Origin of the sequence: Mesorhizobium sp. M7A.F.Ca.CA.001.10.2.1, assembly GCF_003998575.1 — a bacterium.
In the GTDB taxonomy this organism is placed as follows: Bacteria; Pseudomonadota; Alphaproteobacteria; order Rhizobiales; family Rhizobiaceae; genus Mesorhizobium.
Window position 1 is genome coordinate 1 of sequence record NZ_RZQY01001205.1, and the last position, 748, is coordinate 748.

Here is a 748-nt window from a genome sequence, read left to right on the forward strand (position 1 = left end):
GGTGGCGCTGGTTCGCGGCGACGATTTTGATATTTTCACCCACCCCGACCGGGTGGTTTGCGGAGTTGCCAAGCATGTCGCATGACGAAGAACACATTATGAGCACCGCCGAGAAGCTGGTGCGCATGGCAAACCAGATCGCCGATTTCTTCCATTCCAAGCCGCGCGAGGAAGGCATTGCCGGCGTCGCCGAGCACATCAACAAGTTCTGGGAGCCGAGGATGCGGCGGCAGTTCTTCGAAATGCTGGACGACGGCACCGGGAACTTCAACGAGTTGGTGGTGGCCGCCTCCGCCAGGATCAGGCGGCCGATCACGCCGGCTGCGGCCGACCTCAAACTCGGACTCGAGCCCTCCCCTGCCGACGTCGCCGCCTCGCAGGAATAATCGCCAAGCCGCGCCGGCTTACATTCGTCATCGCTAAAGTTTAAGCTGCCGCATCCGCGCTGTTCTGCTATGGTTTGACGACCAGAAATCGTCAGGCCGGGGTGGAAATCTCGTGAGGCCGATCGAGACGCGATACGCCCGTAGCGGCGATATGAGGATCGCCTATCAGGTGGTCGGGCAGGGATCGCTCGATCTGGTCTTCGTGCCGGGCTTCATTTCCAACCTCGACCTGCACTGGGAAGACGAGGGCTATACCAGGCTCTTGAAGCGGCTTTCGGCATTCTCGCGGCTGATCCTGTTCGACAAGCGCGGCACGGGTCTGTCCGACCGCGTCGACGCGCATAACCTGCCCAGTCTCGAAA

Annotated in this window: 2 protein-coding genes; both read left to right on the forward strand. The window is 61.1% G+C overall.

Features of this window, described 5'->3' with window-relative positions:
- Positions 1-74 precede the first annotated feature (74 nt).
- The gene (locus EN964_RS36155) at positions 75-386 is read left to right on the forward strand and encodes a formate dehydrogenase subunit delta (protein WP_023811684.1); all 312 of its coding nucleotides are present in this window, start codon (positions 75-77) and stop codon (positions 384-386) included.
- A gap of 112 nt (positions 387-498) precedes the next feature.
- Positions 499-748, forward strand: a 250-nt coding sequence (locus EN964_RS36160) for an alpha/beta fold hydrolase (protein WP_164776540.1), incomplete at its 3' end; no start/stop codon positions are given.

Excerpts from the sequence above, each read along its gene's own strand:
- EN964_RS36155 (WP_023811684.1), top strand. The coding sequence starts at position 75 with ATGTCGCATGACGAAGAACACATTATGAGCACCGCCGAGAAGCTGGTG.